Below are 23,510 nucleotides of genomic sequence, written 5' to 3'. Positions count from 1 at the left end.
CGCGCCGGCCCCGCTTGTTTCATGGCGAGGCCCAGGCGCCGCGGCAGCTTGGCCACCATGGCGCCTGGGGCTTCTTTGCATTTGGGGGAAGGCGCTCCGCAAGGCGCCCCAGCTTGGGAGCCAAAAGGCTTCCCGGCCCCGTCAACTAACCCGCACTCGGCAGCGCAAGGTTTGTTGGGTCCCCAACTGGGGCGCGAAAGGCGCCGAAGCACCCGTCGCGCCCCAGTGTCTGCGGAAGCGGCCAATGTAACCGTTTCCGCACGTCACGCGAGCCTAACGGCTCATGCGACGGCGAGCCAGCGCAACGCCCGCAGCCGCCATGGCGGCGATGGCCAGGGCCGCTACGGCAGCCATGCCCGCCGCGTCGGCCGTGGGCGCCAAGGCCGCCGCGTTGCCGGCAGCAGCCGCAGGCGCGCCGGTCGCAGCGGTGTTGCCGCCGTTGCCAGCAGCAGAGCCGTTGCCGTTGTCGCCGCCGTTTCCGTCGGTGCCATCGCCCGGCACCGCAGGCTCGGGAGCCTTGGCGATGTCGAACGTGCCGGAAGCCGTGCCGGCGTAGTTGCCCTTGAACGTGACCGTATAGGCCGCCGTGCCAACTTCGACGTTGTTGCTGTACGCCACGTCGTAGTCGACGCCGGCGGCCAACGTCACGCCGTTGTACACGACGGTCAGGGCGGGCTCAAGCGCCGCACCGGTGTAAATCTGGCCCGGAGCGGTGATGGTGGCCACGTCCTTCGCCAGGTTCTTCGGGGCGACCTTCACGGCAACCTTGACGCTTGCGGCGTTGTAGTTGTCCGCATCGGCCGGGGCGAAGCACACCGCCATGCAGGCGATGCCGGATTCGGAGACCTGCGGCATGCGCTGCGGGTCGTCCCAGGCGAACGTGCCGGCAACGCTTGCCGCGCCGCCCGCAAGCGAGCTTTCCGCAAGCGTCTGGCCGAACACCAGGTCGGTTGCGGAAGGAGCCGCCGTGATGACGGGCGTTGCCTTGTTCACCGTCAGCGCCACCAGGCGCTTGACCGTCTTGGTGACGGGATCCCAGCCATCGACCGCGGAGTAGTCGGTGGAGGCCAGCTGCTCATCGGTGGGGGCGAACACGGCGTCATAGGCACCGCACTTCACCGTCGGGACCGCGGAGGCATCGGCCCACTTCCAACCGGAAGGAAGCTTGATGCCCGCAAGCATGGCCGTCGGGTCGTAGGTGACCGGGTCGAGCACGGGGTTCGCAAGCTTGCCTGCGGCCTTCGTGCGCACCTTGAGCGGCTCGGACACGGCATCGGCGTAGTTGGGCAGGCCGGAAACCTTCGCGTACACGTAGTAGGCGGCGTCGGCATCCAGACCGGTGAAGCTTGCGGAATCCTGCCATGCAAGGGCCGAGGCATCGGCGCTTGCAGAGGTCGAGATCGCGTACTGCACCGCTGCGGCGGTTTCGCCGTCCGCCTCCGCGGCAGGCTCGGCCTGGGCCGTCACCGTCACGGAGCTGGAGGAGGCATCGAAGCCCTCGCCGACCCACGCGATGGAGTTGGGGGCCTTGGCAACCACCAGGTCCACCGTATTGGTGGTCACGGAAACGGCTTCAGCCTTCGCGTCCTTCGCGGAAACCACGCAGTACACCGTGTAGGTGCCTGCGGACATGCCGGCGGGCAGCTCGTAGGTTGCCGACGTCGCGCCCTCGATGGGCGTGCCGGCAACGCGAGCGCGCGCCGTGGCGTCTACGCTGTACCACTGGTAGGACGCATCGGTCAGGCCGCTCATGAGCTTCGCATCGACGGTCGCCGCGATGTCGCCCTGCTTGTAGCCGAACGCGCCCTCGCCGCCCTCGATCTTCGCGATCGAGATCTGCTGCTGGAACACCAGCTTCGTGAGGCCCGACCAGAAGCGATTGCCGCCCGTTTCGCCATCCCAGGCGCCCATGATGCTGACGACGCCGGAGCCGGAGCCCATCTCCTGGGCGCCCTCGAGCGCCTCGGAGACCGTGGCGCCGCCGCCCTTCGCGTAGGCCAGCATGATGCCCGCGGGCAACGTGCCATCAGCTTCGCCGAGCACGGCGTCGCTTTCGGCTTCGGGATACCACTTGCCGGCGTTGGCGGCATCAAGCGTTCCACCCCAAGCCTTCGGGCTGGTTTCGTCGAGGATGACCTTGTCCTCGCCCGCAACGTCGAGCTCCAGGTTGTCGATCAGGTCGTTGAACGTGACGTAGTCCGTGGAACGGTAGACGTTCCACTTGCCGCCCTTGTAGTACTGGCCGCGCGCCTCGCCGTCCGACTTCCATTTCAGCAGGTCGGCATAGCTCGCATCCTTCGATGCGGTGATATTGCCCTCGGCGTCCCGCGTCTCGACCGTCAGCGCGGTCGCGGCGTTGCGCGTCACCTCGATGGTGGCGACGTTGCTCCAGAAGCGGTTGCCGCCCACGGTGTTGTCGCACACGCCCATCAGCTGCAACGGGGCCTTGTCGGTAACAACCTCAGCCTTCTCGGCAGCCGCCAAAGCGTCAGTAGCCGTTTCGCCCGTGCCAAGCTGATAGTTCAGCGCCAAACCAGCCGGCAACTGCTGCGCAGCATCGCCCAAGTTTACGGTCTTGCCGTCAGCGCTCGCCGTGGCATCGGGATACCAACAGCCCTTGTTCATGGTCGCCAGGGTGCCGGACCATTTGCCACCGCCGTCCGCGGCGCAAGCCTTCACTACGTCGTACTCGCCAACCGTCACGCCCATATCAGCGAACAGGTCGTTATACGTAATGTAATTGGTGGAGCGGTAGACGCTCCACTTGCCGCCCTTGCAGTACTGACCCAGGGCCACATCGCCGTCGGTGGTAGCCAGGGCCTTGAGCCGAGCCGCCGCAACCGGAACGGTCTGCTCCACGTTGCCCTGAGCGTCCTTAACCACGATGTTCAGCGCCGTAGCGGCCTTTTTCACCACGATCTTGTCCACACCGGACCAGAAGCGGTTGCCGCCCGTGGCGCCGTCCCAGGCGCCCATGAGCTGCAGCGGCGCCTTGGACTCGTCGGTCTTCGCGGCAGTTGCAGCAGCCAAGGCAGCCTGCGGCGTCTCGCCGCTGCCCAGCTGGTAGCTCAGAGCCAAGCCGGCGGGCAACGTCTGGGCAGCCTGGCCCAGCGAACCGTCGGACTCCGCGTTCGGGTACCACCTGCCGGCCTTCATCTGACCGAACGTGCCCGTGAACTTACCGGCGCTGCCGCCCTGCCAGGCCGTGACCTCATCGTCGTCGCCCACGGACAGGCCGAGCTTCGCGAACAGGTCGTCGTAGATGACGTAGTTCGTGGAGCGATAGACGCTCCACTTGCCGCCCTTATAGTACTGGCCCAGGGCCACATCGCCGTCGGCGGTGGCCAGGGCCTTGAGCTCGGAGGCCGTCACGGTCTTCGTGTCGGTCACCGTGCCATCGGGATCCCGCACTTCCACGGTCAGGGCCGTTGTGGCGTCGCGAACCACCTTGACAGTGGTGACATTGCCCCAGAAACGGTTGCCCATGACGTTACCGTCGGAAACGCCCATGATTTGCAACGGGGCTTTCGCAGTGGCCACGTCAACCTTCTCGGCTGCGGCCAGCGCCTCAGAAGCGGTGGAACCGCTGCCCATCTGATAGCTCAGCGCCAGGCCGGCCGGCGACGCCTGCTTCGAAGCCTCGCCCAGCGTGCCGTCAGCAGCCGCGTCGGGATACCACTTGCCCGCCTTCATCTGCGCCAACGTACCGACATACTTTCCGGAGCCATCAGCCGCGCAAGCCTGCACGGTATCGTACTTGCCCACCGTCACGCCGGCGTTTGCAAACAGATCGTCGTACGTCACATAATTCGCAGAGCGATAGACGCTCCACGTGCCGCCCTTGTAGTACTGGCCAAGCGCGGGCTCGCCATCGGTGGTGGCCATAGCGGTCAGTTCAGCAGCCGTGAAGGAGACAGTCTTCTCCAGCGTCTTGCCATCGGCCTGGTAAACCTCAACGGTCAGCGCCGCCTGGCTTGCCGATTCCCACTTCGCGTACAGCGTCTTGTCGGCATTCACCGGCGTGGCGAAATCGTACGCGGAAGCGGCCAGCGTCTTGCCGCCGTCGGTGCTTTCGAACCAACCGGCGAACGTGGCGCCATCCTTAGCGGGGTCAACCGCGGGTTTCGTGGCCGCAGCGCCCTTCGCCACGGTTTGCACGGCCGGCACCGGCGTGCCGCCCATCGCATCGAAGCTCACCGTGAACTCGGACTTCGCGGGCACCGAACCCATGGAATCGAACTTCCACTGGTTGCTGGCAACCATGCTCTGCGCGAACGCAGCCGCAGCCGTGCCGTCATAGGCTTTCGCCGTCACGTTATACACGCTGTAGAACGAGCTCTTCGTCAGCGGGCTCGTCACGAACGCAGGCGTGCTGGCCGACTCGCCCAGGAACGTCACCGTCTTCAGCGCACCGTTGTTGCCCGCAAACGCCAGCTCGCCCACCGACTTCACGCCAGCCGGGATGGTGATATCGGATACGCCCGTTGCGCGGAATGCGCTGTTACCGATCGTCTCAAGCTGAGAACCCTCGGCAAACGTCACGGACTTCAGCTGCGCCATGGTGACATCGGTGCTCGAGGAGCCAAACGCATATGCGCCCAAGCTCTTCACCGTGGCAGGAATGCTTACGCTGGCAATCTTGCTCTTCGATTCGTTGACGGCCGAACCCGAGAAGTCGGAATACGTGCCGCCGAACGCCTTGTCAGCGATGGCGGTGACAGTGTAGGTGGTGCCGTCCTTCTCGACCGTGGCCGGGATGACCAGGCCGAACGTCTCGAGCGCGCCCTTGTACTCGACGCCGGTCACCGTAGCGGTACCGTCAGCGTTGTATACATACTGCAGCTCATACGGCGTGCCCTCGACCAGCTTGAAGCTGCCGGTCTTCGTGCCGGTGTAGCAGCCCATGCCCGCGATGGCATACGTGGCCGTACCCAGCTTATCGTTGCCTGTGTAGGAGATGGTGTAGTCGGTGCCTTCCGTCAGCTGGGAGCCGCCGTACCACACCGTGACGGGCGTGTACACGCCGCCCTGCTCGAACACGATGTCGTCCGTGCCCTTGACCTGGGCACCGGCGATGTCGAGCTTGGCGCCCTGGTCGACGATCTTGAACTTCATGTTGTCGTAGTTGCTGAAGTTGCCGCCGGAGATGTAACGAGCGGTCACATAGCCGTAATCTTCGCCGCCGACCTTGCCCAAGTTCTCCTCACCGGGCTTGACGACCTGGCCCTCGTTGAGCGAAGCGCCGTACACCACGCGGTAATCCTTACCCAGCGTCAGCGACTTGCCCTTGTACACCACGTCGTTGACCGTAGGCTTGATGCTCTTGCCCGTGTACGACACCGTCAGCAGGCCGTCGTTTTGGTGCTCGGGGGAAAGATCGGCGCGCAGCGTCATGGAATCCCACGCGATGGCGTCCGCCGTGTCGGTGGTCTTCGGCATCGAGATGATGCTGCCGTCATAGGAGACCGACGTCGGATAGGCGTTCTGCTTGAGCTTCTCGGCATCCTTGTCCCACGCAATCTTGGCCGTCTTGATGGAGAACGTGCCGTCGGCCTTGCCGGTGAAGTGCGCGGAATCTGCCGCGGCGGTCACCACCATGGTGTACTTCTTCGCGTTGACGGCGCCCTTCTTGCCCGTGTTCTCGGTCGTGGCGTTGCCGGACGCGTCGACGTTCGACAGGTTCTTATCGCTTTGATCAAAGGCGAACGTAAACTCGCTGGAGTCGATCTCCTTGCCAGCGGCGTTCTTCACGTGCACACCGGAAGCCGCCGGTTCCTGCGCCGTCCAGTTGAACACCTTCGTATCGAAGGTGACCGTGCAGTTCGCCAGGTCGCCCTTGTCGATGCCGTACGCGAACGAGCCGGCCTCGCCGGAGTACGCGCCGATGCCCTGTACCGTGGCGGTGTAGGGCTTGCTGTCGGCAGCCGTAACCTCGACGGCGTCCTTCTGCGGAACGACGCGGAAGTCGGTATCCTGCTGCAGCTGCTTGCCGTTGAGCGTGACCGTCGCCTTCGGCGTCGCGGCCAAGCCGGTGTACTGGGCGTTCGCTGCGAATTCCACCGTCGCGGCCGAGAGGTCGGTCGTAGGCCAGTTCACCTGGGAGTTCAACGCCGGGTTGCCGCCGTTGACCTTGCCGTCGGACTTGGTCCAGTACGTGCCCCAGCCGTCCTTGTCCGCACCGACGTTCAGCACGGCGATGGCGTTGGTGGTGTTGGGGTTGTAGCGCGAGACGCTGTCCTGCTTGGCGGGGTCGTAGGCGTTGTTCGCCTTGAAGTCGTCCGCGGAGAGCAGCACGTTGTTGTACACGGTGCCGCCAGACGTCTCGGTATCGTCGGCGTACATGCCGTACACCAGGCGATCGTTGTACACCAGGCCCGCAACCGCAACGTTATCGTGCACGTAACCGCCGTTGTCGCCCACCAGCGCGCGCTGGCGCATGTTGTCGATGGCCTTCACCGCGCCGGCATTGTAGCAGCCATACACCTCCGGCGTGCCCGAGGCGTTCTGCTGCTCGCCGTCCACGTCCTTCGTGAAGCACGACAGGTTACCCGCGATGCCGGAGGCGAAATAGCCGCCGGACTGCGTGATGGCACCGCCCTGGCCGGTCCAGGTGCCGGCCACGATGGTGCCCAGGTTGCCACAGTACGAGACCGTGCCGTAGCTGCTGCCCACGATGCCGGCCGGGAACGGCTTGGTGGCGCGGCTACCCAGGATGGTGGCAGCCGAGTCGTTGATGCAGCCCGAGATCTGGGTGTACGTGCCCGCGCGGCCCACGATGCCGGCCGGGAACGAGTAGCCGTACACGCTGCCGGAGTTCGTGCAGTTCGTCACGGCAAGCGCGTCCGCGCCCGCGACCATGCCGTCGTCGGAGCCCACCTGCATGAAGTTGCCCGAGTACGACGTGGTGGTGGTCTTCGCGCGCAAGCCGCCCACGATGCCGCCCATGCCCGTGGCATGCGGCGCATCAAGGTAGCCGGAGTTCGTGCAGTTATCCATGGAACCGCGGCTGTAACCCGCGATGCCGCCCACGTTGGAGGACTGCGAGTACACCGTGTTGCCGAAGCGGTCAAGGCCGTTGGTCTTGGGCGTGTCAACCTTCACCGAACCCGTGTTGCTGCAGTTCGAGATCTTGCCGTGCGCCGTGCCCGCCGTCTTGTCGACGGTGGAGTCCACGTCGCCCGCGCTGCCCACGATGCCGCCGATGTTGATGGCCAGGATGGACTGGTCCTCCCATGCGGAGTCGGCGGAATCGGCCTTGTACGGCACGCCCGGCTCGGACACGGAAACCGCGCCCGAATTCGAGACGCCGGTCACGTCGCCCGTGCAGATGCCGGCCACGCCGCCCACGTTCTTGATGGGGAAGACGATGTCGCGCGTCTGATCCATCGTGTGCGACACCGTCAACGTGCCCGCGTTGGACACGTTGGAGATGGAGCCTTTCGAGGAACCCACCAGCACGCCAACGTTCTCGATGGCCTTCGTGCTATCGGTGGCGGCGATGGTCAAGCTAACCGATTTGTTGATCTTAATGTTCGAGATGCTCGAGCCCTCACCCGCCGCGCCGATGAGACCGACGTTGGAGGTTGCGCCCTGCGCATCGATCTTCGCGTTGATGATCTCATGGCTGTTGCCGTTCTCACGGTCCTTGCCGTCGAACGAACCATCGAACGTGTGGCCGCCCTGGCCGCCCACGGGCAGCACATCCTGACCGAAGAAGTTCAGGTCGGCGCCCAATTCGACGGTCTTGCCCTTAAACGAATCGACGGTCGTGCCCGCCCGGCTCTCGTCGGCGGTCCCGTTCACCAGGTTGGCGAACGCGTTCCACTGACCGGGCGTTTTGATGACGTACGTCGACCCCGTGGCGTTTTTGTACCACGAGTAGTCGACGGCGAAGGTGTTCGCGATGGCGATCGCCGGAACGGCGATGAGCGCGACGGTCACGGCCAGTACGGCCGCTATCGCCTTACGCGAGAACCTCCTTCTTTTCTTCGCATGCAGAGCCGTCGAGCCGCGCGACGGCGGCTGTGCATGCTGCTGCGTTTCGTGCATATGCCGCACTCCTTTCCTTCCCTTTCCGAGTCCGAGTTGCACTGCTATATCAGCGACGTGGGCCTTGCCTGTCGTCGATACCAAAGAGCCGTCTGCCCGGCGCCGGCCACCACGGCCGCCGCGCCCAAGGGGCCGGCGTATTTCTTGAAGGGGTTGTCATGCTCCACCGTGCGCTCCACTTCGGAAGCATTCGGATTGGGAATCTGATACACGGAGAACGCCGGGGCGCCCGAGCCGGAATCGCCCGCAGAGGCCTGCGCGCCCGTGTCGGACTGTCCGGCCGAACCCGACTGCGCGCCCTCGGCGGCGTTGTCGGCAGCTTCGGAGCCGCCCTGCACGTCCGTGCCGCCCTGGTTGCCCTTGGCCATGCCCGAGCCGGTGCCGTTTCCCTCGTCGCCCGAGCCGGTGCCGTCGCCGGTGGTCGTGCCGTTGGAGATACCGCCGCCGCCCGGCTTGTCGTCTTCGTTGTTCGAATCGCCGCCGGGGTTTTCGCCATTCCCGGGCCGCACCGGAGGGCCGCCCGCCAGCACCACGTACAGCGTGTTGATCCACTTGATTTGGTACTGCGACGTGCCGCTGCCGGGAGTGGAGCCGAACAGCAGGCGGAAGCGCGTCGCCTCGGTCATGTCGTAGTTCGGGTCGGTGCCGGCGTTTTCGATCTCGTTGCTCTCGAACGCGATGATCGGGTACACCTGCACGGCGCCCGCATAGCTTCCGATGTCGATGTTGGGGAAGTAGTAGCGGTTGGTGTCGAAGATGAACGCCGCGCTAACGGGACGGTCGATGTTGTCCGCCGTCCCGAAGTTGAGCTGGGACATTCCCGCGATGTTCACGCCCGCGTCCTCGAGCACCGTCGACAGGGGCACGCCGCGCCCGGTCATGGTGTAGTAGGCGCTGTCGCTGAGCGCAGTATAGGTGGCGGTCACCGAGCCCATGCCCTCAAGCTGCTCGAGCGAGTACTCCTTGTTGATAACGAAGTGCTCGTCGGAGTCGTCGTGCAAGTCGGCGGGCGGGTCGCTTTCGTAGTACGCCTTGACCTTGATGGAACTTTGGGGATGGTAGTCGTCCTTCACCTCCCCGCCGGTGGGGTCCTTCGTGTTGACCGTGGCGCCGCCCGTCACCGTGGCGCCGCCATGGCCCGCAGCGCTGGCGCAGTATATCGACGCGATGCCATAGCTCGACGGGCGGAACAGGCCCGTGGTCTGATCGATGGCGGCGATGGTATCGCCCACGTACCACGTGACATCGGCGATATCGCCGGTTTGCGCGGCAATGGAGCCGTTTTGCGTCGAGTACGTCTGCGTGGCGCCCGTTGCCGGATCCACCACGTCGACCAATGCGTAGAACTGGGCCATGGCCGTGGACAGGTCCTGCTCAAGGATGTAAGGGCCCGACAGCTCCGCCCCATCGGGACCCGCGATGCGGATGCCGGACACGTAGCGCGCGTCGGTCTGCCCGGTCACCTCGACGTAGATCGTGCAGGCAAGGGGCGCGCCACCCTGTGTGTTCGCCGTGGCGGTGGCCGTCACGGCCACGATGCCGTCGCCCACCGCGGTCAGAATGCCGCCGGGCGAGATAGTGGCGATGGAGGGGTCGGACACCGACCAGCTGACGTAGCTTTGGTTCGCCACGCTCGTGCCGTCGTTCCACCAGGCCACGTTGTCGAACCACAACGTGCCGCCCTTCGCGGTGATGCGCGCCACCGTGGCCGAGCTGGGGCTGGTGGCGTAGCCGAGCGTGGTACCCGTGTCGTGCGACCAGATGGACACGTCGGCAATGTAGGGCTGTGCGGCAGGCTGGGAAGGAGTTGCGGGGTCGGTTGTTGAGTCGCCGGTGCCCGCTCCCGGGACGGTGCCAGCGCCGGTGCCGGAATCCGCTTGCACGGCAACGCCGGAAGCCTGCAAGCTGAATTCCGCTGCCTGGGTGGCGGCACTTGCAGCATCCACGCCCTGTTCGTTGGCATCCGCTGCCTGCAGGTTCACGCCAGCGGCGGCCGCAACCAAACGCCCACCGACACCTGTCGCCTGCGCGCTTGCAACCGATACCGTCGGCAACGGCAACAGGCCGATGACCAGCGCAAAGCTTAGCAACAACGCAGCGGCGGCTGAGCGATTCCGCTTCGTTTTCCCCATCTTCACCATCGCGCGAAATCGTCCCCTTTAATCTCGTCTAACTTTATTCGCGTGCGGGCATAAAGCCACTTGCACGCCATTCTATAGCAGTTCGAGATTATTTCAAGCGAAGGCTATTCCCTTTTGCAGCTAATTAACAGGCAAGCAACTTTACGTCCCTTCCCCAACTTCCCCATTGCTTTAGCACGATAGAGTGCTAAAGTGTTCACCGTCGCATTCGCAGAGCGCTGCTGCGTGCCCGATAGCCCATCGGGCACGCAGCAGCGCAAACGGACGCGGGCGCGCAAGCGCATCGCCAGCCTGGGTGCGCAGACGCACGCCGCCAACCCGGCCGCGCAGCGGCCCGGCGGCCGCACAAGCGCACTGCCACTCGCCTGGCCACACGCGCTCGCAGCACCCGCGCACCGCCCGCACAACGAAAGGATCGCCATGAGCAACCAACCTGCTGGCACCGCCGCCGGCGCGCCCGTCGCAAGCGGATCGGGCCTTAAGCGCACGCTGGGGCTGCGCGAAGCCATCACTATCACGGCCGGCACCGTCATCGGCGTGGGCCTGTTCACCACCGGCGGCAACGTGGTGGGCGAGATGGGCCCGTTCGTGGTGCTGGCCACGGCGCTTGCGGCGCTCATCAGCATCTATCCCGCTCTCATGTACGGCGAGATGGGCGCGGCGCTGCCGTTCGCAGGCGGCACGTACCAGTACGCGTCGCTGGGCCTGGGGCGCCCCGCCGGGTTCCTTGCCGGCTGGAACTTCATCATGTCGCTCATCGCCGTCACCGGCGGCGAAGCGCTGGCGTTCAGCTACTACTTCAAGACCATCTTCCTGGCCGTGGGCATCGAACTGCCCATCGACGACGTGGTCATCGCCATCATCGCGCTGGTTGCGTTCATCATCGCGAACGTGCGCGGCGTGGAGCTGACGGGCAAGCTGCAAAACGGCTTCATGTTCTTCTTCTGGGGCGTGGCGGCCATCTGGTTCATCAGCATGATCCCGAACGTCCAGCTGCCGAATTTCGTGACGACGCCCGACTTCATGGGCGACATGGGCGCGGGCGGGTTCATTGCCGCCGTGGCCATGATCTGGTGGTGCTTCGCCGGGTTCGAGACATGCTGCGCCATGGGCGAGGAAATTCGCCATCCGCAGATCAACATCCCGCGCGCCATGATGCTGTCGCCGTTCATCATCTTCGTGGTGAACGCCCTGTTCCAGTGGTTCCTCGTGGGCATCGTGCCCGCCGACGGGCTGGCCGCCGTGGCCGAGTCGTCCGCGCCGTACGCCGAGGCCATGATGAGCGCCGGCATCCTGGGGCTGCCCCTGCTGCTGCTGGCGCTGGGCGTGTCGTTCGGCGGCGACTTCTCCACGCTGAACGCGTCGATCGCCGTGCCTCCGCGCTACCTGTTCACCATGGCGCGCGACGGCAGCCTGCCCGCCGTGTTCGCCAAGCTGCACCCGAAGTACCGCACGCCGTACGTGGCCATCATCTCGCTGGGCGTGCTGACCGTGGCGCTGGTTGCGACGAGCACGCTGGACTACATCGCGTCGCTGTCGCTGTTCGCCGACCTGTTCTACTACGTCATCGGCATGATCGCGTGCCTGGGCCTGCGCCGCAAGCTTCCCGACCTCGCGCGTCCGTTCAAGGTGCGCGGCATGCTGCCCGGCGCGGTGGTAAGCATTGTCATCTACGTGGTGATGATGACGCAGCTTGACACGGAAGCCCTGGTCACCGGCGTGATTTACTGCGTGGTTGGCCTGGTGATCTACGCGGTGTGCACCAAGGCGTATGGCCCGCGCACCATCGACGTGAACGCCGTGCAAGACGCCACTGAGCCCACCCCCGCCGAGCGAGCCAAGATGGACCGCGAATTCCACATCTGGATCGCCGCCGCCGCAGCCGGCTGCGCGCTAGTGGCCGCGCTGTACCTGCTGCCGGCGGTGATGGGATAGCAAGCGGAACACCCCCACCAAGACCGAAGGCCGTCTCCCAATCCAGGAGACGGCCTTCTGCAAATTCCAACTCTGTTTCCCTTAGCCGCAACACAGGGGCGGCCCTCCACCCGGAAGGCCGCCCCCTTTTGCGCACACACCCGCACGCCTCCGTGCTACCCTTGGCAAAACGCGGCAACAAGCCGCGGAGCCCAAGTAACGCAAGGAGAAGGCCATGGAGCAGCCGTTCCCGAAATACGCCCTCTTCAGCGGCAAGTTGTACGCATTCGTCAAGCGAGTCGAGCCCGTCCCGAGGACTACCCACCAAGCTATCGTAATTTACAGCTCCAGCAGCGACATCAACAGCCCAAGCGACGAGCGATACGTCGAAGAGCCCGTCTGGCTTGAAGCCGCGCGCGATTCCAAGCAAACCGCGCAAAAAACCGGACTCGTCACCTCCCAAAGCTCGGCCCAAGAGAAAATCACGCTCTTTCGCTCGCTCTTCAGGGGAAGACCGGACGTCCACGCGCACGGCTTTCGCAGGAAAGATGGCGGCATCGGCTATGTCCCCGCCTGCGCAAACGAATGGAAACGCGGCACATGCCCACGCGCAGAAAGCCCGAAAGCGAAGTGCTCGCTCTGTAGCAAGCAGGCCCTCCTTCCGCTGACCGACTCTGCGATTGTCCGTCACTTCAAAGGAACCGACGACCGTCTCCGCGACATCATCGGCCTCTATATACTCCGCAAGGACTCAACCACGTCGGTTTTGGTTATAGACTTCGACAAAAGCGGTTGGCAAGACGCCGTCTCCGCCATCCGCACGGTTGCGAAATCCCGCGGCCTGCAAGCCAGCGTAGAACGTTCAAGATCGGGAAACGGCGGACATATCTGGTTCTTCTTCGAGCGGCCCATAAGCGCGAAGCTTGCCCGCGACTTCGGAAGCGCACTCATCACCGAAGCAATGAGGCGCACCAAAACGGTCAAGTTCGATGCCTACGACCGCATGTTCCCAGCTCAAACGACTATTTCTGAAGGCGGATTCGGCAACTTGATATCCCTGCCATTCCAAGGGAAAGCTCAGCGCGAAGGCAATAACGTCTTCGTTGACGAACAATTCCGCCCCTATTCCGACCAGTGGCTTTTCCTTTCTCGGGTCGAAAAAATCGACGAGTAAGCGGCGCAGAACGCCATTGACACCTTGTCAGCGAAGCCTCTCGGAAACCTTGCGGAACCGTACCCCGCCCCATGGAGGTACCAGCCACGCGAGCCGATTTCGCAAGACAGCTTCTCGGAGCCTGTCGACATCGTCGAATCAGACATGATTTACGTCCCCGGGTCAGCCCTTAACGCCAAGGCCGCCAATGCCGTAAAGAGACTTGCCGCATTCGCCAACCCCGAGTTCTATCGCGCCCAAGCCATGCACCAATCGGTCTACGGAAAGCATCGCGTGATCTTCCTCGGCGAAACCCGCGAGGGGCACATTGCTCTTCCACGAGGGTGCAAGAAGCGCCTGTTTGAGCTGCTCAACGAGGCCGATGCCTACTACACCTATCACGACGAGCGGTACGCGGGCGAAAACGTTTCTGCCAAGCTCAAAGGCGTACTTCGTCCCGAGCAAGAGCATGCTGCCAGCCAGCTGCTCAAGCACAACAGCGGAATTCTCTCGGCGCCAACCGGATTCGGGAAAACAGTGATCGGAGCCTTCGCCATCTCGCAACTGCAACTGCCAACGCTTATCATCGTGCCGAAAACCGCGCTTATCTCCCAATGGACGACAAGACTCTCCGAGTTTCTCGACATCCAGCATCCCGATGGCCCGCTTCTCAGAGACCAAAAACCCGTCTGAACCGCTAGAGCATGGTCCCCTTGTCGACCATCGAACAGACATTTGCATAAAACCTGAGTTTGTTGGATGCCTCGTTCAGCGAACCAATAGCATAATATTCGCTCTTCGCCCTGCCAACACAATTCACGACAGGAGAGGATAGAAAAGCAAGCATACTGTCAATCTCGTCCAAACTTAGCAACAAGTCCGGATATTCAGCTTTTAGCAGGACATATATTTCGCGAGCCGAGAGCATGCCGTCAGTAACCCCATCGTCGCTTTGGGACACAAGACAGCTCATAACGGCACGCAGCAACACCGCACTACGAGTAAGATCGCCCCGCGCGCTAATTAGCATATCAAGGTCGGCATTCCCGTAACTTTCGAAAAGCGCTTTGTAATCCTGTGCGCTAAGAGGGACCCTGTCATGCAGCTTAATCAGCTCACAAAGAGCATCAACATCCATCAAGACGATTCCATGTTTCTTAGCCCTCGCAACAATTCGCTCGCCCTGAAAGAGGGGACCGACCACAACAGTAAACTGAGCATTATGCAGCTTGCGATGATCGACTAGCGTATCGAAGTTCAACTGAGATTCGCTAATGATGCCATTTGCCGACGATTTCGCATCGACTGTCACACGATAGGCATATTTCGCGGCCGATTGCGCCGAGACGAGCACATCGGTTTTCCCAGAGCCCCCAAGCCATTCCGCTTTAAAGCCAAGAGCATTAAAAGCATCCGCACAAGCTTTTTCGAACCTATCCGGATTCGACGAATCTCTGGCTGACAGTCTCAATTCGGTTAGGAGCTCGCCGCCTTCCCAGCTTTTAACATTTGCAGCAACGGCGCTTCCCTTCGCAATATCGGCAGAATCCCGCACAACAGCAGAATCGGCATTCTGAATAGACACCTTGCGCAGCATCTCGAGGCCTGCAGGAGTTATAGAAAACTCCGCCGCACGATAATCCTTCAGCAAACCAGCAAGCTGAAGAAAATGGGTGCGCTTAAGCACTTCCGAACCGCCATCCCCGCCAACATCGTACTTGGCAACCGCTGCAGCTGAAAGTTCAGCTCTAGTCTTCGGGCCCGATTCAAGTTCGCGCAACAACTCGAACACAAATGAACAGCTTGCATGCAAGCAACAACATAAATCGAGCGGGCTAGCATCCCGATTCCACCGCTTCACCAAATCTGTTGCTCGATAGCTGTCGCGCGATATCCGCTCAACGAAGCGAATGCCCGACAGCATATTCAGCATCGAATCAGCCGAAGAGGCTTTAATCCCATAGTTCTCGGCGGAGAATTGCTCTATATCGCCTTTCGTCTTGTCGTCCACCAAATACGAAACATATGCAGAAATGGTAGCTACCAATTCCGCCTTCCCACCTGGACAATACCCAATCGAAGGCTTGCGCGCAGCTAGCATATCTTGACTAAGGCGGCAAAGCTCCATCGCCCAAGATGAAGCCGTATAATTTGGCCGATTCTCGTCTTCGAGGCTTTTCGCTACTTCTTCCGGAGAAGTCACATCGATATGCTCCAGAAAAGACTTGCCAAAATCTGTTAGCACATACGATAACGTGTAGTCGAGAAATTCGACCAAACCCAAATCCCTAAACCAAACGAGACGCCTACTAACCTCGCTCGTCCTTTTCCAGGGAAGGTAATAGGCGTCATTTGCTGCAGCTTGAAGTTCGGATATCGTCTTAGGTTCCTGAAGCAAATAGAGAATTTCCCCCATGAACTTGATGCTCGAACACAGAGTCGCAGCCAAAAAAGCGTCATCGCCCGACAACGCCCAAACCCCCGCCTCCGGGGATAACTCCCAGCTGCCCCTTTTATCGCGGACAAGTCCGGTAGGGCGCAACCGCTGACAACAGACGCCAAGCGTAACATTCGAGGAAGAACCAGGAATTGCGACTGGTACGTTTGCAGACGTCCCATTAGCAACGTACTCGAAAATAATTCGAAGCGACCCGACCATGCCGACAGAGCCACGAGGGATGTTTGGAACCGACTGAGCCCTCATCGGCCATTGTCTCGGCATCGGATACTGTTCAATGGGCACGATGGTCATTGGAGTCACCCCTTAAAGCGGAAGCCCAGTTCGCAATAGGAGGATAGCACGCGCACCGCCCGCTTCCCCCCAATCGCGCAAATGAACCGTGTACGCGGTTCATCACCTGCTGGCAACGAAGTCCCCGCATGCGGCTGCGCAAGCCGACGAAATGCGATGAAGATCTGCGGCACATCCTTGTAGTTGGCCAGCAGCCGCTTAGTCCCCCGACCCCATGACGAGAAAGTTCATCACCAGAGCGACCATGGCATCCTTCTCTTCCGACTTGCTTTCGGCGATCATCACGGTTACGGCAACAAGCGTGCTGCCGTCAATGGACTTGCGGCCGCCAGCCAATGCGCTGATGATCGTAATCGTCCAGCAAATCCAGCGCCGCGGTGTAGCTCCGCACGATGTCGAGCACCTGACGGGTTTCGAGGCTTTCCGGGATGCGGACCATAACGCTAGCGGCCTGCCCGAGCTGCCGCAATCGCTGCTCGTTAGCGGCATTGTCATCAACGATGTAGCGGCGAAGCACGTCGATGGCCCATCGGCGGAACTCCACGCCTCGCTTCGATTTCGCGCGATAGCCAACGGAGATGATTACATCAAAATTGCAAAGCTTCGTCTCATAGTTCTTGACATCAGATGCAGTTGTCAAGGATTCCTTGACAACTGCAACCCCCTCACAAGCTCACCCTCCTTGAAACAATTATTCACATGCAAGCTTACATTTTGCTTCGTGGTGCCGAACAGCGTGGCCATCTGAGCTTGGCTAAGCCACACCGTATCCCCGTCGAAGCCAACCTCCAGGGAAACGTTTTCGTCTTCAGACTCAAATATCACAATCGAGCTAGCCACAATTCATCTCCCCCGTCGATTCTAAAAATGCCTGGCTATTCATTCAGAGAAGCAGCGCGCAAACCGCAAATCCCCTTCTTTAAAGCACTGTACTATCGAACGCATGTTCTTGTCAAGCGATATAGCCTTCTGTCGCCAGCATCGGTAGAAGCCTGCCGTCCCCACGAACCTTCACTAACCGACACCCATGGCGGCTCGATAAGCGTTGTCGCTCTGCCCACCCGACTCATCAGCGAAAACGCTAACCTCACTCAAGTTAATCTCCTTTAATGTCAGAACGCCGAGGGGGGGGCGAGCCCTCGGCGTCCGACAAATCATTTGCGAGAGATAATATTCCCGCGTCTTGAAGGAAGCGCTCGTGAGCCTCCGATTCTTTTATCCGGCATGGCCGCATCGCCTCGTCCGTCCACGATTCGAACGCGAGTCGGCGCTAAGCCGCCCCGCAGGCAACCCAGCCGCAAGGTCAAACCGAAGCCCTCAAACCCCTTACTGCCCCTGCGCTCGGTACTTTGCCTCCGTGGCGGCCTTCGCGGGGCGCCACCAGGCCTCGTTGGCGCGGTACCATGTATTCGCTACCATAAAACTCGGCACATCGCTAAGTAGGGTTTCGACGCTTCGCTAGCGAACATGCCGACCACCCCAATCGGCTACCTTGGTCATCGCCATCACAGATCGACCAAGGAGGCCAGGAAGGAATGATCAGCATGTCCAAGGCTTATTCTATACGCCAGCTGAGGATGGAGGGCGACTCGATCGCCGAGATATTGAATCTGAATCCGTTATCGGCCTGCCCATCGAGATGATGTAGTCGGCGGTCTCGCGCCTGGACTCGTCGGTGTACTTGACGGCTGGGTTGGCCATGGTGCCGTCCTTTCGGTCGTCGTAGGTTGCATTCTAAAGCATCGAAATGTCTAGCATGCGCGTCCGAAAGAACGATACAGGTCAGAAGGCCCAGGATGGAGAGGTACGAACAGCAGCAGGACACCTTCAACGGCCGCAAGAGCTTCTCGAAGACCGACCCGGACGCCACGTTCATGCGCATGAAGGGCGACGCCATGGGAAACGGCCAGCTCAAGGCGGCCTACAACGTGCAGGCCGGCACCGAGAACCAGTTCATCGTCGGCACCACCGTGCACCAGCGCCCCGGAGACACGGCCTGCGCCATCCCGCACTGCGAGCACGTCAAGGAGAGGATCGGCCGCCTGCCCGCAAACTTCGTGGCCGACGCCGGCTACGGCAGCGAGGAGAACTACGCCTACCTCGAGGGCGAGGGCGCAGACGCCTACGTCAAGCACAACGAGCTCTTCCGCGAGTGCCGCAACGAGAAGTGGCGCGACGACGAGATGAGGGTCGCCAACTGGGCGCACGACGAAAAGTCCGACGAGCACGCCTGCCCGGAGGGCCGGACGCTTGCCTTTTGCGGGGAATCGCGGCGGGTGTCTGACCTGGGCTACGAGAGCGCGGTGCGGACATACGAGCGCGAGGACTGCTCGGGCTGCTCCCGCAGGGCGAGGCGCTCGAAGTCGGCGGACCCGGATTCCCCGAAGCGGATCCAGGTGAACCCGGCCTTGAACGCCTTCAAGAGCCGCGCCGGCGAGATGCTGCGCACGGAGGCGGGGTCCGCCTTGCGGAAGAGGCGCTCCGTCGACGTGGAGACCGTGTTCGGCGACGTCAAGAGAAACCTCGGGTTCACGAGGTTCACGCTAAGGGGCCTTGAGAAGGTGACGCCCGAGTGGAGATTGGTCGCCGCGGGCCACAACATACGGAAGCTCTTCCTGGCGGAATGCGAAAAGGGGAAGATGGCGGCAGGGGCCATGGCGTAAGCCGGCCCCTCTTTGCTTTTTCGCAGCCAGCCGCATCGTCTGAGTGCTTTGGATGCAAGAAAAGGGGGCTGTATCGAAATCACTTTTGATACAGCCCCCTTTTCTCGTCTTCAGACCGGTAAATCGGTGTCGACAATCAACGGCTGCTCAAGCAACCCGAGATCATCATGCGAAGTCTGTACACGCACCTTCCCAAACCGCCTACCGCTGCTATTGCTTGGTCACAGCGTTAATCGCAGCCGCACATTCCCTGCTCAGGTTCTCCATGCGAAAACGCTGCATGAACCCTATCAGGCCGTACTTGCTGACCAATTTCCTAATTAACTCATCGGCGAAAGAGAGGCTGATGGACTCGACGCCTTCAAAGTCAATGATCACCTTCCCGTCCGCCTCGACAAGGCAATTCTCCACCAGCATCCGAAATTGCTCGGCATCAAATCGGCTACCCAGCCCAGCGGATTCTTTTTTGACGGACAGCCTCATATCCCGCTCGTCTGCAGCGTCCTCATGAGCCTCGGCCCAAAGATCGACCATGCCGCTTTCCCCAACGATATCCTCAAGGCTAATGGAGTCTGTGGCCTTTAGCTGGAAGTCGACAAGGGTCGTCCCCCCGCCCGGAATCTTGCTCCGCAGGCTGAACGTCGCCCCCCCGCAAATGCCGAGAGAGTATTGAACCCCGTCGGCAGTTATCTCAAGGGACCCACGGCCAGCCCGCACGGTTTCGTTTAGCACTCACAGCCCATTTCCCGCGCCGCGATTATCGGTCACCCCACGCTGCAAGGCCAGCAGGATAGCCGCTTCCGACCCATCGAATTCATACCCGGCGGAGCGAAGAGGCGACGGAATGCCCGCCCCGTTGTCGTAGACCGCGATAGCAATGCGACCCGATTCCTTGTGAACTTGAGCCATCACGTAACCAGGCTCGAGGCAATCATCTTGGCGGCTTGCGTGAAGAAGGATATTGTCGGTAACTTCGTTAAGACATAGCTCGATGCTGCTGAGAACGCCACGCCCGAGATCAATCGACCTTCGAATCGACGAGACGATACCCGAAACAAGTTCGTAGTGATTGCTCTCGTCAAACTTCCAGATTTTATTAAGGAAGGGCCCCGTGGTGCTGTCCGGAAGATCAGTAAACGGCTCTAGCAATCCGATTTTCCCGCCGGCGAGTTCCCCGAAGTCGAACGAGACGGCAAGAACACGCAGTTGCGCGACGCGCGATAATAGTCAATTGCCCCGGCAAGCGGAACGCAGTAGTTTGGGAACAGCGGAGCTGCCTTATCTGGAAATTTGATTTTGAAAACCCTATGCCCTTCGGAAATTCTCTCTTCGACTCTACGTATGAAATAAGAGGCCATACCTTTATTGGGCTTCAGCAAAATATTGATATGGTCCCGGGAGTTCTTTTGGCCAGATGTGCTGAAAGCGTCTAAGGTCATGGCTTGTTCCTTTGAGGTCGACAGAAGTTGCTGTGAATTTTACGCTATGCCGCGACCACTGTGCTAATCTGCGATTGTGAAACCCCCGGCGCCTCTGCTGCATGCGAAACTCGGGGGTATATTTTTATTCCTTTAACATGCAACTCCCGAAGACGCCTATCGCAACAGTTGTGGATTGTCCGCGCATCCGAGGTTCCAGAAGAGGAATATTGCGTCCTTCATCATTTCCGCCATACTCGCAATCTTGTTCCCTAGCGAATATCCTAGTCTCTCTTGAACAAATCCCTCGTGTAGATCCTGTCCGCCACGTCGGACAGGTCGTCGCTCCAGCGGTTGACCACGATCACGTCGCAGCGCTGCTTGAAGGCCGTCAGGTCGTGCGTCACCTCGCTGCCGAAGAACTCGGGCGCGTCGAGCGTTGGCTCGTAGACCGCCACGGAGATGCCCTTGGCCTTGACGCGCTTCATGATGCCCTGGATCGACGAGGCGCGGAAGTTGTCGGAGTTAGACTTCATGGTCAGGCGGTACACGCCCACCACCGGCTTGGGCCTGCCCCCGTACACCAGCGACATCACGCGGTCGACCACCTGCTCGGCGACGAAGTCCTTGCGCGTGCGGTTGGACTCGACAATCGCCTCGATGAGGTTCTGCGGCACGTCCTTGTAGTTGGCCAGCAGCTGCTTGGTGTCCTTGGACAGGCAGTAGCCGCCGTAGCCGAAGCTGGGGTTGTTGTAGTGGGAGCCGATGCGCGGCTCCAGGCACACGCCCTCGATGACGTCGGCGGTAGAGAGCCCTCGCGCCTCGCAGTAGGTGTCCAGCTCATTGAAGTAGGCCGCTACTTGCCCCCCGCTTATCGCCCGCCAAGCCTCCGAGCAGCCATCCGACGAGGCAGCTACCCAAGCCGTAACCTACGCCCACACCGCCACCGCAGAGCAAAACGGCGTCACGTTCACCGAGGGCTGGGACAACGCGCCCGCAGGCACCGCAACCACGTTCCACGTCACGCAGACCGGCGGCAGCTCCGCCGCAAAGGCCCGCATGGACGTACCGACGTACTGGGACACCGACGGCAGCTCCGAGAGCGTCTGCGACCCCACGCGCTCCCAATGGGGCAACTACCACGAGCTGGGGGCTGAAGGTTATGACTTCACCTTCGAGCTCACCACATCGGGATCTTACTACATCAACTTCTACTTCATGGACACCGAGGCCAACGTCTGGCACCTGCGCACTACAGCGGTCGCCACGGTCAACGACGAGGCAAGGCCGTCCGTCACACAGATCATCAAACAACGCCGTCGCCCAGTGCGGCGCCGAGACCACCGGCTCCGAGTACGACATGGCCCTCTGGCTGCACGACTGGGCCATGGACCAGCTGGAGTACGACCGCAGCCTGAACCACTGCCCCGAGAGCGGTTTGACGCGCGGCCAGGGCACCTGTGAGAGCTACCAGCGCATCTACGCCAAGCTGCTCAACGCGGCGGGAATCGCCAACGGCCGCATCGAGGGCAACGGCCACATCTGGAACGCCGCGCGCATAGACGGCAAGTGGGGTAACGCAATACCCCTTTCGCAAATTGAAAGCCGAATACGTCTAGGAATGAAAAAGACATGGTCGCCAGCCATCGGCATGGTTTTCAGCGACCAAGCATAAAAACGTACCGAGGAAGGCATCGCGACTATGTCCGCCGACATAGCATCGGTCGACGAGGAGCCGTTGGAAGCAGACCTTCGCGAGCTCGTGAGGAAAACCGTGCAGGAGACGCTCAACGCCCTGCTGGACGAGGAAACCGACGAGATGGTCCGGGCGGAGCGCTACGAGAGGACGGCGGCCCGCGAGGCGCACCGGTCTGGCCATTACAAGCGGAAGCTGGTCACCACGAGCGGCGAGGTCGTGCTCGACGTCCCCAAACTTCGCGGCGCCACCTTCCACAGGTCGAGCACTACTTTCTCCTTCGGAAGCAAGTCGTAGCCACCCGTCACCTGGGCGAGGCCAGACAGGCCCGGAGTCACCATAGTGCGGTAATGCCAGCCGTGGATACGTTTCTCAAACTCAGCGCAGAACGCCGGACGTTCCGGACGCGGTCCGATAAGTGACATCCCTTTTGTCAAGACGAAAAAACAAGATTACCTGCAGAAATGCTCTGACTAGGCAGCTGAACTATCTGCCTTCTGGAGCTTGGACCTCAAAGCTTTTACAACTCATGCCGACCGCCATTGGCGATGAACCGGCTCCGAAAAGCTGCCTCTAAATCGGATAGCAAATCGTCCCATTGGGGCATTTTCCCAATGGGACGATTCTTCGCAGGCAGCTTGGGGCTACACAATCTTTAATCAGATCAAGCCAATTGGAGCCGCTTAACCCGGGGACTCTAGCGCTTCATCATCAATTTCTTCACCTCGGAAAGGATGCCGGCCGTCACCTTCCCACCGTACCGGGAGCGGAAAGCGGGCTCGCAGCGCCGCCGCCCGGGGCCGCGACGCGTGACCCTCATCCAGCTCGACACCTCGCTCAACCTGCGGGAAAAGCGGCCGGGGTTCCTCCTCGCGGAAGCGGGTCGCCCATTTGCACAGGCTGAACCCCACAACCTTGTTGAGCGCGTACCACTCTTTGGCGGTCATATCGGCGGCCAGGCAGCGCTCTATGCGCCCGGCCCACATGTCGCGCCCGGCGGCGTCGCCGTTGGCAGACACCGCGAAACCTCCAAGGTCGGAAAACGTTCGCGACAAGCATGGACCATGCAGAGGCACGTGTTAAGACGCGCTATCTTTGACGCTCGCAATTCGCTAACCCCATATGTCACCGTAATTAAGCAGCTGCTTGTATGTTGGCGTATATTTGGTTGAAATGGATTCAACCAGAAAGAACTCGCCGTGATTAATTTTGAATACCAGAAATGAATCAGAGAAGACTGTTGCGAGATATGTATCAAATCCAGGGCTCGTCTTCTCCCGATATAGAAACAGGTTTCTGAAATCATCATTCATCGCGACCCTTATCGTTTCTATGGGATCTTGCGAATGAAGTTCTTGCCTAAACGAGAATATGTAAGGGAGCAACATCAGGATATGCTTCTTCACTTCAACGACCTCGAGAATCTGCGGTATGTCGTTTTGGATGTTGGTGTGGTTCGTTTTAGTGCGCCGGATATCTACAAGGTCATCGACGGATAATCCGCGCAACGCAACACGAAGTTTCGTGGCCTCGACCTTTCCATTTGGCTGTTTACATTCGCCACACGCCACAGTCCCAGGAGCTAGAACCATAGGCCGCTTCTTGAGAATACTGTCCGCCATCAGCATGGTTTGCGAATCAAGTAGCTTGAAATCCAACTCGTATTCTTCGGAAATAGCATCACATTGGCCAGCTTCCTCCGATGGAGGTTCGCTGTACGCTGA

The 23,510-nt window shown here is 61.1% G+C and carries 16 protein-coding genes and 3 pseudogenes; 7 read left to right on the top strand and 12 right to left on the bottom strand.

Features of this window, described 5'->3' with window-relative positions:
- Positions 1-273 precede the first annotated feature (273 nt).
- Together ACWI6D_RS01095 and ACWI6D_RS01090 are read right to left on the bottom strand one after the other, a co-directional pair.
- The gene (locus ACWI6D_RS01095; RefSeq protein WP_449133349.1) at positions 274-8,049 is read right to left on the bottom strand and encodes an InlB B-repeat-containing protein; all 7,776 of its coding nucleotides are present in this window, start codon (positions 8,047-8,049) and stop codon (positions 274-276) included.
- Between the two features lie 44 nt (positions 8,050-8,093).
- Complete coding sequence (locus ACWI6D_RS01090; protein ID WP_449133348.1) at positions 8,094-10,190, bottom strand: hypothetical protein; 2,097 nt, start codon at positions 10,188-10,190, stop codon at positions 8,094-8,096.
- 420 nt (positions 10,191-10,610) lie between these two features.
- Between ACWI6D_RS01090 and ACWI6D_RS01085 the strand changes: the two genes are divergently transcribed.
- The 3 genes from ACWI6D_RS01085 (at position 10,611) to ACWI6D_RS01075 (ending at position 13,950) form a co-directional block, all read left to right on the top strand.
- Positions 10,611-12,125: an APC family permease gene (locus ACWI6D_RS01085; protein ID WP_449133347.1), complete on the top strand. Its 1,515-nt coding sequence runs from the start codon at positions 10,611-10,613 to the stop codon at positions 12,123-12,125.
- Positions 12,126-12,339: 214 nt separating this feature from the next.
- A complete protein-coding gene (locus ACWI6D_RS01080) occupies positions 12,340-13,278 on the top strand; it encodes a TOTE conflict system archaeo-eukaryotic primase domain-containing protein (RefSeq protein WP_449133346.1) in 939 nt (312 codons plus the stop codon).
- Between the two features lie 144 nt (positions 13,279-13,422).
- Entirely contained in the window at positions 13,423-13,950 is a 528-nt protein-coding gene (locus ACWI6D_RS01075; RefSeq protein ID WP_449133345.1) for a DEAD/DEAH box helicase family protein, read from the top strand.
- 4 nt (positions 13,951-13,954) lie between these two features.
- Here the strand turns inward: ACWI6D_RS01075 and ACWI6D_RS01070 are convergent, their stop codons facing one another.
- Positions 13,955-16,009 carry a restriction endonuclease gene (locus ACWI6D_RS01070; protein WP_449133344.1) on the bottom strand — a complete coding sequence of 685 codons (2,055 nt, stop codon included), beginning with the start codon at positions 16,007-16,009 and terminating at the stop codon, positions 13,955-13,957.
- A 310-nt stretch (positions 16,010-16,319) separates the two neighbouring features.
- Positions 16,320-16,655 (bottom strand): annotated as a pseudogene (gene rhuM / locus ACWI6D_RS01065) (RhuM family protein); the annotation flags it as partial.
- Between the two features lie 53 nt (positions 16,656-16,708).
- Here rhuM and ACWI6D_RS01060 point away from each other — a divergent pair.
- Together ACWI6D_RS01060 and ACWI6D_RS01055 are read left to right on the top strand one after the other, a co-directional pair.
- Positions 16,709-17,119: a hypothetical protein gene (locus tag ACWI6D_RS01060; RefSeq protein ID WP_449133343.1), complete on the top strand. Its 411-nt coding sequence runs from the start codon at positions 16,709-16,711 to the stop codon at positions 17,117-17,119.
- 713 nt (positions 17,120-17,832) lie between these two features.
- A pseudogene (locus ACWI6D_RS01055) lies at positions 17,833-18,672 on the top strand (transposase); the annotation flags it as partial.
- 210 nt (positions 18,673-18,882) lie between these two features.
- On the opposite strand, the gene ACWI6D_RS01050 reads toward ACWI6D_RS01055, so the two are convergent.
- The 5 genes from ACWI6D_RS01050 to ACWI6D_RS01030 form a co-directional block, all read right to left on the bottom strand.
- Positions 18,883-19,404: an STAS-like domain-containing protein gene (locus ACWI6D_RS01050; RefSeq protein ID WP_449133342.1), complete on the bottom strand. Its 522-nt coding sequence runs from the start codon at positions 19,402-19,404 to the stop codon at positions 18,883-18,885.
- A complete protein-coding gene (locus tag ACWI6D_RS01045) occupies positions 19,405-19,821 on the bottom strand; it encodes a hypothetical protein (RefSeq protein WP_302936495.1) in 417 nt (138 codons plus the stop codon). It lies immediately after the preceding gene.
- Positions 19,815-20,111: a hypothetical protein gene (locus tag ACWI6D_RS01040; RefSeq protein WP_449133341.1), complete on the bottom strand. Its 297-nt coding sequence runs from the start codon at positions 20,109-20,111 to the stop codon at positions 19,815-19,817. The genes ACWI6D_RS01045 and ACWI6D_RS01040 overlap by 7 nt, the downstream gene beginning before the upstream one ends.
- 263 nt (positions 20,112-20,374) lie before the next feature.
- Positions 20,375-20,965, bottom strand: a complete 591-nt coding sequence (locus ACWI6D_RS01035; RefSeq protein ID WP_449133396.1) for a UDP binding domain-containing protein — start codon at positions 20,963-20,965, stop codon at positions 20,375-20,377.
- A 54-nt stretch (positions 20,966-21,019) separates the two neighbouring features.
- Positions 21,020-21,208: a hypothetical protein gene (locus ACWI6D_RS01030; protein ID WP_449133340.1), complete on the bottom strand. Its 189-nt coding sequence runs from the start codon at positions 21,206-21,208 to the stop codon at positions 21,020-21,022.
- A gap of 269 nt (positions 21,209-21,477) precedes the next feature.
- Here ACWI6D_RS01030 and ACWI6D_RS01025 point away from each other — a divergent pair, with 269 nt between their 5' ends.
- Both ACWI6D_RS01025 and ACWI6D_RS01020 read left to right on the top strand, forming a co-directional pair.
- Positions 21,478-21,765, top strand: a complete 288-nt coding sequence (locus ACWI6D_RS01025) for a hypothetical protein (protein ID WP_449133339.1) — start codon at positions 21,478-21,480, stop codon at positions 21,763-21,765.
- Positions 21,766-21,792: 27 nt separating this feature from the next.
- Positions 21,793-22,041: pseudogene (locus ACWI6D_RS01020) on the top strand (transposase); the annotation flags it as partial.
- Here ACWI6D_RS01020 and ACWI6D_RS01015 read toward each other — a convergent pair.
- The 3 genes from ACWI6D_RS01015 to ACWI6D_RS01005 all read right to left on the bottom strand — a co-directional run.
- Entirely contained in the window at positions 21,969-22,211 is a 243-nt protein-coding gene (locus tag ACWI6D_RS01015) for a sugar transferase (protein ID WP_449133338.1), read from the bottom strand. The pseudogene ACWI6D_RS01020 and the gene ACWI6D_RS01015 sit on opposite strands and share 73 nt — an antisense overlap.
- Positions 22,212-22,469: 258 nt before the next feature.
- Positions 22,470-22,805, bottom strand: a complete 336-nt coding sequence (locus ACWI6D_RS01010; protein WP_449133337.1) for a hypothetical protein — start codon at positions 22,803-22,805, stop codon at positions 22,470-22,472.
- Positions 22,806-22,898: 93 nt separating this feature from the next.
- The coding region (locus ACWI6D_RS01005) for a hypothetical protein (protein ID WP_449133336.1) at positions 22,899-23,510 on the bottom strand (612 nt) is incomplete at its 5' end.

The sequence above is a fragment of the Senegalimassilia sp. genome, assembly GCF_977052095.1.
The sequence above is the reverse complement of the archived record's forward strand: the minus strand, read 5'-3'. Positions and strand labels throughout refer to the sequence as shown.

Coding starts and splice junctions, on each gene's coding strand:
- ACWI6D_RS01095 (WP_449133349.1), bottom strand. CDS start 8,049: ATGCACGAAACGCAGCAGCATGCACAGCCGCCGTCGCGCGGCTCGACG.
- ACWI6D_RS01090 (WP_449133348.1), bottom strand. CDS start 10,190: ATGGTGAAGATGGGGAAAACGAAGCGGAATCGCTCAGCCGCCGCTGCG.
- ACWI6D_RS01085 (WP_449133347.1), top strand. CDS start 10,611: ATGAGCAACCAACCTGCTGGCACCGCCGCCGGCGCGCCCGTCGCAAGC.
- ACWI6D_RS01080 (WP_449133346.1), top strand. CDS start 12,340: ATGGAGCAGCCGTTCCCGAAATACGCCCTCTTCAGCGGCAAGTTGTAC.
- ACWI6D_RS01075 (WP_449133345.1), top strand. CDS start 13,423: ATGATTTACGTCCCCGGGTCAGCCCTTAACGCCAAGGCCGCCAATGCC.
- ACWI6D_RS01070 (WP_449133344.1), bottom strand. CDS start 16,009: ATGACCATCGTGCCCATTGAACAGTATCCGATGCCGAGACAATGGCCG.
- ACWI6D_RS01060 (WP_449133343.1), top strand. CDS start 16,709: ATGCAAGCTTACATTTTGCTTCGTGGTGCCGAACAGCGTGGCCATCTG.
- ACWI6D_RS01040 (WP_449133341.1), bottom strand. CDS start 20,111: ATGACCTTAGACGCTTTCAGCACATCTGGCCAAAAGAACTCCCGGGAC.
- ACWI6D_RS01025 (WP_449133339.1), top strand. CDS start 21,478: ATGGACCAGCTGGAGTACGACCGCAGCCTGAACCACTGCCCCGAGAGC.
- ACWI6D_RS01015 (WP_449133338.1), bottom strand. CDS start 22,211: ATGTCACTTATCGGACCGCGTCCGGAACGTCCGGCGTTCTGCGCTGAG.